This window comes from Stenotrophomonas sp. EMP41, assembly GCF_047495535.1.
GTDB classification, from domain to species: domain Bacteria; phylum Pseudomonadota; class Gammaproteobacteria; order Xanthomonadales; family Xanthomonadaceae; genus Stenotrophomonas; species Stenotrophomonas sepilia.
Genome location: NZ_CP179923.1, coordinates 4,368,037 through 4,377,500, shown reverse-complemented (window position 1 = coordinate 4,377,500; position 9,464 = coordinate 4,368,037). Strand labels below are relative to the sequence as shown.

Genomic DNA, 9,464 nt, shown 5'->3' with positions numbered 1-9,464 from the left:
AGCAGGTTGAACTTCTGGTCGGTACCGCCCAGCTCGACGTCGGCCTCCAGGGCCACCGAGTCGTAGCCCTGCACCAGCGGGTACAGGAACTCATGGATGGCGATCGACTGCTGGGCGGCATAACGCTTGGCGAAGTCGTCGCGCTCGAGCATGCGTGCCACGGTGTGCTGCCCGGCCAGGCGGATCATGTCGGCCGCGCCCATCTTGCCGAACCACTCCGAGTTGAAGCGGACTTCGGTACGGCTGCGGTCCAGCACCTTGAACACCTGTTCCTCATAGGTACGGGCGTTGGCCAGCACGTCATCGCGGCTGAGCGGCTTGCGGGTCAGGCTCTTGCCCGACGGATCGCCGATCATGCCGGTGAAGTCGCCGATCAGGAAAATGACCTGGTGGCCGAGGTCCTGGAACTGGCGCATCTTGTTCAGCAGCACTGTGTGGCCCAGGTGCAGGTCGGGCGCAGTGGGGTCGAAGCCGGCCTTGATCCGCAGCGGGCGGCCTTCCTGCAGGCGCGCGCGCAGATCCTCAAGCTTGAGGATCTCGTCGGCACCGCGGCCGATCAGGGCAAGGGCTTCTTCAATCGAGGACACGTGACTACTCCCGGCAACGCCGATTCTTGTGTGGGGGTGTTAAAGCAAAGTTAACCCGATTGGCTTCACAAAAGCCAATGGGCACAAGGGTTTGACGCGGTTTTCTCAGGTGTCTATGGTAACCGCCGATCAGGCCCGCGCTCCCGGGCCGCCAGGAAAAGACCGCCGATGCACAATTCCGAACAAGGGCGCGCACGCAAGCAGCGCTTCCAGGAACGCCTTCACGTCCTGCACGACAACGCCCTGCATCGGAAGCTCAGGCAACACCTTCCCGCCGCCTTCAATGAGCGCTGGACCCGCCGCCATTGGATGCACGCGAGCCTGTTTGCGACCATCGGCGCCCTGGTGGCGACGATCGTCCCCGGTTTCTCGCACACCATTGACGCGCCTTACGCGGACAGCCACACCAGCCTGGCACTGCCGCTGCCGCCGTTGACCATGGCCCGCCAGCAGCAGGTACCGGGCGACAGCTGGCAGGTGCTGCGCATCCAGCGCGGCCAGACCCTGAGCGACCTGTTCGACAAGGCCGGCATTCCGGCCACTACCCTGCACCGGGTGCTGGAGCACCCCGGTGCGCGCGAGGCGCTGACCAAGCTGCGCCCGGGCGCCGAGATCGCCTTCGACATGCCGCTGTCCGGCGACCTGCGCAGCATCCGCTTCGATCGCGACGCCGACAACCGGGTGGAACTGAGCCTGGCCGGCGATGACATCAAGGAGAAGGTGACGCGGCGCGAGACTTCCACGCGTACCGTGGTCACCAGCGGCGAGATCACCAGTTCGCTGTATGCCGCGGCCCGCCGGGCCGGGCTGTCGCCGTCGGCGATCGCGACGATGACCGACGACATCTTCAAGTACGACATCGACTTCTCCAAGGACCTGCAGCCGGGCGACCGCTTCAGCGTGGTGATGGACGAGACCTGGCGCGAAGGCGAGAAGGTGGACGCCAGCAAGATCCTGGCGGCGACCTTCACCACCGGCGGCAAGACCTATTCCGGCTTCCGCTTCGACCGCAACGGCAAGTCCGAGTACTACGACATCAACGGCCGTTCGTTGAAGAAGAGCTTCATCCGCATGCCGATCCCGTTCGCGCGGCTGAGCTCGACCTTCGGCGCGCGCAAGCACCCGGTGCTGGGCAAGATGCGCATGCACAAGGGTGTGGACTACGCCGCGCGCACCGGCACGCCGATCATGGCCGCCGGCGATGCCCGCGTGCAGTTCGCGGGCGTGCAGCGCGGCTACGGCAACGTGGTGATCCTCGACCACGGTCGCGGCCACACCACCCTGTACGGCCACATGTCGCGCTTTGCGAACATCAGGACCGGCCAGCGCGTGGCCCAGGGCACGGTGATCGGCTACGTCGGCTCGACCGGCCTGGCCACCGGCCCGCACCTGCACTACGAATTCCGCGTCAACGGCGAGCACCGCAACCCGCTGACCGTGACCATGCCGCCGCCGGAGCCGCTGAAGGGCGCCGAGCTGGTCGCCTTCCGCGCGCAGACCGCGCCGGCGATGGCCCGCATCCAGGGCATGGAGAAGCTGATCTACGCCGATGCCAGCCCGGCACCGACCAGCCGCGACGAGGCCGCCACCGAGGTTGCCAGCGCCAAGGACAAGCAGGCAACCGGCCGCAAGCGCGGCTGAGCCCCTTCGTTGACGAAGAAGGACGCGGCAGCACAAGCTTGCCGCGTCCTTTTTTTATGCCTGCCATGAACACCACTGCCGACGCTGACGCCCCCCTGTACCTTGGCCTGATGTCGGGCACCAGCGCCGACGGCATCGATGCCGCGCTGGTGCAGTTTCCCGCCGACGGTGGCTGCCGCTTCGTCCACGGGTTGACCGCCCGCTGGGAGCCGGTGCTGCGTGCGCGGCTGGTGGCGCTGGGTGAAGGCGGCCCGCTGGACTCGCTGGAGGAGCTCGGCGAGCTGGATGCGCGCATCGCGATCAACTTCGCCGAGGCTGCCAACCAGCTGCTGGCCGAAGCCGGCGTGGATCGCAGCCAGGTGCGCGCGATCGGCTCGCACGGCCAGACCGTGCGCCACCGCCCGCTGGCCGATCCGGCGTTCACCGTGCAGCTGGGCGACGGCAACCGCATCGCCGAGCTGACCGGAATCACCACGGTGTCCGACTTCCGCCGCCGCGACGTGGCGGCCGGGGGCCATGGCGCGCCGCTGATGCCGGCTTTCCACCTGGGCATGCTGGGTGCCGCCGATGAAGACCGCGCAGTGCTCAACCTGGGCGGCATCGCCAACCTGACCCTGATCCCGCGCGAAGGCGCAGTGCGCGGCTTCGATACGGGCCCTGCCAACGCGCTGATGGATGCCTGGTGCCAGCGCCACACCGGCCGCACCTTCGATGCGGACGGCGCGTATGCCGCCAGTGGCGCGGTGGACGAGGGCCTGCTGGCCGGCTGGCGTTCGGACCCGTGGTTCGCGCTGCCGCCGCCGAAGAGCACCGGGCGCGAGCAGTTCCACCTGGCCTGGGCCGAGGCCCACATGGAGGAAGGCGAATATGCCGCTGCCGATGTGCAGGCCACCCTGCTGGAGCTGACCGTGACGACCGTGGCCGACGCGCTGCTGGCGCAGCAGCCGCAGACCCGGCGCCTGCTGGTCTGTGGCGGCGGGGTGCGCAACCGGCAGCTGATGAAACGGCTGGCGGCGCGGCTGCCGGAGGTGCAGGTGGAGTCCAGCGCGGTGCATGGGCTGGACCCGGAGTATGTGGAGGCGATGGGCTTTGCCTGGCTGGCGCAGCGCACGATGGACGGACTGGCCGGCAACCTGCCAAGCGTGACCGGAGCGAAGGGGCCGCGGATCCTGGGGGCAATCCACCTGGCGTGAGGTGGCGCCATCCACGCATGACGTGGATTCACCGGGCAGCCGAGCGTGGGCTCGGCTCTACAAAGCCGCTAATCGAAGCCCTGCCCTGCGGGCAAGGCCTGCAGGGCGGCGATCGCATCGGAGAGGGCGTCCACTTCGGGATCGCCGAAGCCGGAGCGGACCTCCAGTTCACTGCTGAACAGGCCCTGCTCCAACAGGGCGGCGCAGGTCTGTTCGTGGGTCCAGCCGCGGGCGACCGCGACACGTCGGATACGTTCCAGCAGCAGCGGGTCCAGGTCCCGCAGCACAACATCGGCCATGCTCACTTCCCCGTTCGCAAGGCACCGCCCCCTCGGCGCGTCGGGGGCGATGATCCCGCAGACCGGACGGGCAGGCAATCAGGTCGAGCTGGCGGCCTGGCGACGACGCTGCTGCAGGATCAGCAGGGCGCACAGGATCACCACCGGGATCGCCACCAGCGCGGTACCGACGAAGAACAGCGCGTAGCCTTCCAGCAGCGTCCGGCCTTGTGCGAGCGCCTGTACCGACCACCCCGAGAGCCCCTTGAGCGCCTTGCCGGGCATCGCGTAGAACGAGCTCAGCAGCGCGTACTGGGTTGCCGTGTATCCGATGCTGGTCAGGCTGGACATATAGGCGATCAGCGCCGTACCGGCGAAACCGCTGGCGAAGTTGTCGATGGCCATGGCCACGGCGAAATGGGTTGTGTCCGGGCCGGAATAGGCCAGCCAGGCAAACGCCAGGTTGGAGGCCGGCCCCAGCACGGCGCCCACCATCAGCGCCGCCAGCACGCCCCAGCGCACCGAAACCAGGCCCGCCGCAGCAATGCCGACGAAGGTCGCGACCAGGCCCACCGAGCCACGCACGGCGCCCACGGTGTCCTCGTCCAGGCCGAGATCGACATAGAAGGGGTTGGCCATCGGCCCCATGACGAAGTCGGCCATGCGATAGATGCTGATGGCCACCAGGATCAGGATCGCGCCGCTGCGGTGTTCGCGGACGAAGGCGATGAACGGCCCGGCCACGGCGTCGAACAGACCGCGTGGCGTCCACAGCGAGGTCGCCTGTGCCTGCACGGCAGCCACTTCCCGCGCGGGCTCGCGGGCCATGAGCACGGCCACCACGCCAAGCGCCATCAGCACGCCCATGATCTCGTAGGAGACCTGCCAGCCGACACGGGCCGCGATGATCAGGATCAGCGCATCGGTGACCAGCAAGGCAGTGCGGTAGCCCAGCGCCGAGGATGAGGTCAGCAGGCCGAGCTGCTCGCTGTTGTCAGCGCTTTCGATGCGCCAGGCATCGATGACGATGTCCTGGGTGGCCGAAGCAAACGCCACGATCACGGCCATCACGCCGAATACGACGATGTGCTGCCAGTCGACACCCAGGAACTGGATCTGGCCGCCCTTGGGCTGGACCAGTGCCATGCCGACCAGCCCCACCACCACGACCAGCTGCGACAGCAGCATCCAGCCGCGGCGGCGGCCGAAACGATCGAACAGAGGCACGTCGGTCTTGTCGACGATCGGCGCCCACAGGAACTTCATGGTGTAGGCCAACCCGACCCATGACAGGAAACCGATCGTGCTCAGCTCGATGCCTTCCTTGCGCATCCAGAAGCCGAGCGTGTTGCCCACCAGATAGATGGGCAGGCCCGAACTGAAACCGAGCAGCAGCATCGCCAGCACCTTGCGCTGGCTCAGGTTGGACAACACCTGCTGCCACGGTCGGCGCGGCTTGGCGGCCTCGGTCACAGGTCGTAGTCCACGGTGAACGGGGCGTGGTCGGAGAAGCGCTCGTCGCGGTAGATCGAACAGCTACGCAGTTTGTCGCGCAGGCCCGGGGTGATGAACTGGTAGTCGATGCGCCAACCGACGTTGTTGGCACGGGCGGCGCCGCGGTTGCTCCACCAGGTGTAGTCCTCGCCGGCGGGGTTGAGCAGGCGGTAGGCATCGGCCCAACCGCGGCCGGAGGCGACATCGGTGGCCTGGCCGTGGTCGGCGCAGAGGGCGTTGAGCCAGTCGCGTTCCTCCGGCAGGCAGCCGGAATTCTTCTGGTTGGACTTCCAGTTCTTGATGTCCAGCGCCGAACGCACGATGTTCCAGTCGCCGCACAGCACGTAGTCGCGGCCGCTGCGCGCCCACTCCTCCAGGATCGGGCGCAGCCATTCCATCACTTCGAACTTGAAGCCCTGGCGCAGGTCACCCGAGCTGCCGGAGGGAATATAGAACGAGACCACGCTGAGATTGCCGTAGCGCGCCTCGATGTAGCGGCCTTCGTCGTCGAACGGGGCCCAGCCCAGCGAGGTGATGACCTGGTCCGGCTCGCGCTTGCTGTAGATCGCCACGCCGCTGTAGCCCTTCTTGGTGATGGCGTCGCGGTAGAAGCAGTGATGGCCATCCGGACGGAACATCGGGTCGGTCAGCTGGTCTTCCTGGGCCTTGGTTTCCTGGATGCACAGGACGTCGGCGTCCTGGGCACGGAACCAGTCGAGGAAGCCCTTGGTCGCGGCGGAACGGATGCCATTGGCGTTGAAACTGATGATGCGCATGCGGGGACCTGCGGCGGGAAACCGGGCAAGCATACCGGTTGCCCGTGGGGCTGCGCAGTCCGCCAGGCAGTGCCGCGACAGGCTTCAGGCGGGGCCGGACGAGCGCGAAACGCCCAGCTGGATTAGGATTTATGCTCCAAATGAAGATGAATCGAGTTTTGATGAGCGACCACCGCCACCGTTTCCTGCAGCTGGCCCTGACCGCCGACGCCCTGCGCTTCGGCCAGTTCACCCTCAAGTCTGGCCGGCTGAGCCCCTATTTCTTCAACGCCGGCCGTTTCGACTCCGGTTCGCTGCTGTCCCAGCTCGGCGCCTGCTATGCCGATGCCATCGATGCCAGCGGGATCAAGTACGACGTGGTGTTCGGCCCGGCCTACAAGGGCATTCCGCTGGCCACCGCGATGGCCTGCGAGCTGGCCCAGCGCGGCCGCGACCTGCCGCTGTCGTTCAACCGCAAGGAAGCCAAGGACCACGGCGAAGGTGGCCAGCTGATCGGCGCCGACATGAATGGCAAGCGCGTGCTGATCGTCGACGACGTGATCACCGCCGGCACCGCGATCCGCGAAGCGCTGGGCATCATCCGCGCTGCCGGCGGCACCCCGGCCGGCATCGTGGTAGCCCTCGACCGCCAGGAGATCGCCTCGGAAACCGACCGCCGCTCGGCGGCGCAGTCGGTGGCCGAAGAGGCCGGGATTCCGGTGATCGCCGTGGCGTCGCTGGCCGATCTGCTTGATTTCGCCTCCGGCAACCCGGAACTTGTGGGTTACCGCCAGCCGCTGGAAGCCTACCGGGCCCAGTACGGCGTCCGTTCGATCCGCTGACCGACCCAGGGGAAAGGTCATGTCCCGAGTTCCTGCCGTTCTCTTTGCTGGCCTGCTGCTGGCCGTGCCGTGCACCGTGCCGGCGCAGTCGCGCGACGGCGGCAAAGTGGAAAAGAAACTGTACTGCTGGAACGAGGGCAAGGAGCGGATCTGCAGCGATTCACTGCCAGCCGATGCGGTCAATCACGCCCGCGAGGAGTTCAACGCGAAGAGCGGCCTGCGCAATGCGCAGGTCCAGCGCGCGTTGACCGACGAAGAGCGCGCCGCCGCCAGCACGGTGGCCGCGCAGCAGCAGCTGGACCTGATGGCCGAGCAGACCCGCCAGCGCACCGAGCAGGCGATGCTGACGACCTATGGCAGCGAGGACGACCTGCGCCGGGTGTTCGCCGAGCGCCAGGAAGTGCTGGACAACAACCTGAAGACCGCCGAGTACAACGTCACCAGCCTGCGCGAATCGCTGGTGGCGCTGTTGTCGGCCGCTGGCGACCGTGAACTGGCCGGCGGCAAGGTCGCCGACAAGCAGGCCGAGGCGATCCGTCAGCGGCACGTGCAGTTGCGGGCGCAGCAGCGCCTGCAGGCGGGGTTCCTGCAGCAGCAGCAGGCGCTGAAGGCCGAGATCGACAGCACGCTGCAGCGCTACCGCGAGCTGAAGGGCGTGGCGCCGGCTACCCCGGCGGGCTGACGACGCTCCTGCCGCCGGGCATGACCCAGCGCTACCCGTGGCCCGGTTACGGCTTGAACCACCGAATTTATGCACTCTTTACGCGTCGGCACGGTCCGGCGCGTAGTGCGTTTATGGGCGGCAGGACGACGATGACGACCTGAGGTGGAGGGGTTCCACCAGGACGCTATTGCAATGTCCCCCTGGCTGTCGTTGTTGTGTGGCGTGCTGGTGCTGGTCGCCGCCGCCTATCTTCTTTATGTCGTGCTGCGGCCCGAGTCGTTCTGAGCGGAGCCTGCCATGACCGAGATGCTTGTGATTATTGCCGCCAGCCTGCTGCTGGCGTGGCCGCTGGGCCTGTACCTGGCCCGCGTGATGCGTGGCACGCCGATGAAGGTCGACGTGCTGTTCCACTGGATCGAGAAGCCGCTGTACAGGGTGTTCGGCGTCGATCCCTCGCGCGCGATGTCCTGGCGCGGCTACGTGCTGGCCTTCGTACTGAGTAACGTGGTGGTCGCCGTACTGACCCAGGCGGTGTTCATGACCCAGGCCTGGCTGCCGCTGAACCCGGACCAGATCCCGAACATGCGCTGGGACACCGCGCTGCACACGATGATCTCGTTCCTGACCAACACCAACCAGCAGCACTATTCGGGCCAGGCGCAGCTGTCCTACCTCTCGCAGATGACCGGCATCACCGGCCTGCAGGTGGTGACACCGATGATGGGCCTGGCGCTGGCGGTGGCCACGCTGCGCGCGTTGTTCTCGCGTGCGCCGCAGGCTGCCGCGGCCACCGGTGCCGGCGACGACCGACAGGTAGCGGTGGGCAACTACTACGTGGACGTGGTGCGCCTGTGCGTGCGCTTCCTGTTGCCGCTGTGCCTGGTGTGGACCCTGCTGCTGACCAGCCAGGGCGTGCCGTCGACGATGGCCGGTGGCCCGCAGGCCACGCCGATCGATGCCAGCGCCGGCATGGCCGCACAGAAGCTGCCGCTGGGCCCGGTGGCGGCGATGGTCGCGGCCAAGCAGCTGGGCGCCAACGGTGGCGGCTGGTACGGCCCGAACAGCAGCTTCCCGCTGGAAAACCCGACCCCGCTGTCGAACGCGCTGGAGATCGTCGGCATCCTGCTGGTGCCGATGGCGGTGATCTTCATGATCGGTGCGTTCACCGGCCGGCGCCGGTTCGGCGCCCTGGTGTTCAGCTGCATGCTGGGCATGTCGCTGCTGTCCACCGGCGCAATGATGTGGAGTGAAGGGCACAGTGCCAGCGCCGCCACGCCGCTGCTGATGGAAGGCAAGGAGGTGCGCTTCGGCGCCGACGGCACTGCGCTGTGGGCGGCGGTGACCACGCAGGTCTCCAACGGCTCGGTCGACGGCATGCATGACTCGCTGGCGCCGCTGAGTGGCGGCATCGCGATGGTCAACATGCTGGTCAGCGCGATCTGGGGCGGCATCGGCTGTGGCCTGCAGCAGTTCATCGTGTACCTGCTGCTGGGCGTGTTCCTGGCCGGGTTGATGACTGGGCGTACGCCGGAACTGTTCGGCCGCAAGCTGGAGACGCCACAGGTACGCCTGCTGGCCCTGCTGGTGCTGCTGCAGCCGATCACCCTGCTGGTGTTCACCGCGATCACCCTGGCCGTGCCCGGGCTGGCCGGTACCTCCAACCCTGGCTTCCATGGCATCAGCCAGGTGTTCTACGAGTACGTCTCGGCCTACGCCAACAACGGCTCGGGCTTCGAGGGGCTGGGCGACGCCACGCTGTGGTGGAACCTGAGCTGCTCGCTGGTGCTGCTGCTGGGCCGCTTCCCGCTGCTGATCATCCCGCTGGTGGTGGCCGCCCAGCTGGCCGCCAAGCGCCAGGCGCCGGAGTCTGCCGGCAGCCTGCAGATCGAAACCCCGACCTTCGCCCTGACCCTGGTCTCGGTGATCGTCATCCTGACCGTGCTGCAGTTCATGCCGGCGCTGGTACTCGGCCCGATCGCCGACCACCTCAGCCTGGGACTGCACTAAGGA

10 protein-coding genes (1 of these 10 running past the window's edge) are annotated in these 9,464 nt (G+C 67.4%); 6 read left to right on the top strand and 4 right to left on the bottom strand.

Features of this window, described 5'->3' with window-relative positions; all coding sequences use genetic code 11:
* Positions 1–587: the start of a tyrosine--tRNA ligase gene (gene tyrS, locus ACMGRF_RS20025; protein WP_049413999.1), read on the bottom strand. Its footprint begins 625 nt before the window's first position; the window shows 587 of its 1,212 coding nt (coding positions 1–587); its start codon is at positions 585–587; its stop codon lies off the left edge, out of view.
* A gap of 168 nt (positions 588–755) precedes the next feature.
* Here tyrS and ACMGRF_RS20020 point away from each other — a divergent pair, with 168 nt between their 5' ends.
* On the top strand, positions 756–2,228 hold the full coding sequence (locus ACMGRF_RS20020; protein WP_414485509.1) for a peptidoglycan DD-metalloendopeptidase family protein: 1,473 nt from the start codon (positions 756–758) through the stop codon (positions 2,226–2,228).
* A 65-nt stretch (positions 2,229–2,293) separates the two neighbouring features.
* Positions 2,294–3,421, top strand: coding sequence for an anhydro-N-acetylmuramic acid kinase (locus tag ACMGRF_RS20015; RefSeq protein ID WP_080352931.1), 1,128 nt, complete (start codon positions 2,294–2,296; stop codon positions 3,419–3,421).
* A gap of 68 nt (positions 3,422–3,489) precedes the next feature.
* Here ACMGRF_RS20015 and ACMGRF_RS20010 read toward each other — a convergent pair whose 3' ends face one another.
* From ACMGRF_RS20010 to ACMGRF_RS20000, 3 genes are all read right to left on the bottom strand, one after another.
* Positions 3,490–3,720 (bottom strand): hypothetical protein, encoded by a 231-nt coding sequence (locus ACMGRF_RS20010; protein WP_005420465.1) that lies wholly within the window; start codon positions 3,718–3,720, stop codon positions 3,490–3,492.
* Between the two features lie 78 nt (positions 3,721–3,798).
* Positions 3,799–5,172, bottom strand: a complete 1,374-nt coding sequence (locus ACMGRF_RS20005; protein WP_099487998.1) for an AmpG family muropeptide MFS transporter — start codon at positions 5,170–5,172, stop codon at positions 3,799–3,801.
* Positions 5,169–5,969: an exodeoxyribonuclease III gene (locus ACMGRF_RS20000; protein WP_414485508.1), complete on the bottom strand. Its 801-nt coding sequence runs from the start codon at positions 5,967–5,969 to the stop codon at positions 5,169–5,171. The genes ACMGRF_RS20005 and ACMGRF_RS20000 overlap by 4 nt, the downstream gene beginning before the upstream one ends.
* 161 nt (positions 5,970–6,130) lie before the next feature.
* On the opposite strand from ACMGRF_RS20000, the gene pyrE reads away from it, so the two are divergent.
* The 4 genes from pyrE to kdpA all read left to right on the top strand — a co-directional run bounded on the left by pyrE (position 6,131) and on the right by kdpA (position 9,461).
* The gene (pyrE, locus tag ACMGRF_RS19995; protein WP_005420471.1) at positions 6,131–6,790 is read left to right on the top strand and encodes an orotate phosphoribosyltransferase; all 660 of its coding nucleotides are present in this window, start codon (positions 6,131–6,133) and stop codon (positions 6,788–6,790) included.
* Positions 6,791–6,809: 19 nt separating this feature from the next.
* The gene (locus ACMGRF_RS19990; protein ID WP_049439095.1) at positions 6,810–7,472 is read left to right on the top strand and encodes a hypothetical protein; all 663 of its coding nucleotides are present in this window, start codon (positions 6,810–6,812) and stop codon (positions 7,470–7,472) included.
* Positions 7,473–7,646: 174 nt separating this feature from the next.
* Positions 7,647–7,739 carry a potassium-transporting ATPase subunit F gene (locus ACMGRF_RS19985; protein WP_005407770.1) on the top strand — a complete coding sequence of 31 codons (93 nt, stop codon included), beginning with the start codon at positions 7,647–7,649 and terminating at the stop codon, positions 7,737–7,739.
* 12 nt (positions 7,740–7,751) lie between these two features.
* Positions 7,752–9,461, top strand: a complete 1,710-nt coding sequence (gene kdpA / locus ACMGRF_RS19980) for a potassium-transporting ATPase subunit KdpA (protein ID WP_111190482.1) — start codon at positions 7,752–7,754, stop codon at positions 9,459–9,461.
* Positions 9,462–9,464: the final 3 nt, after the last annotated feature.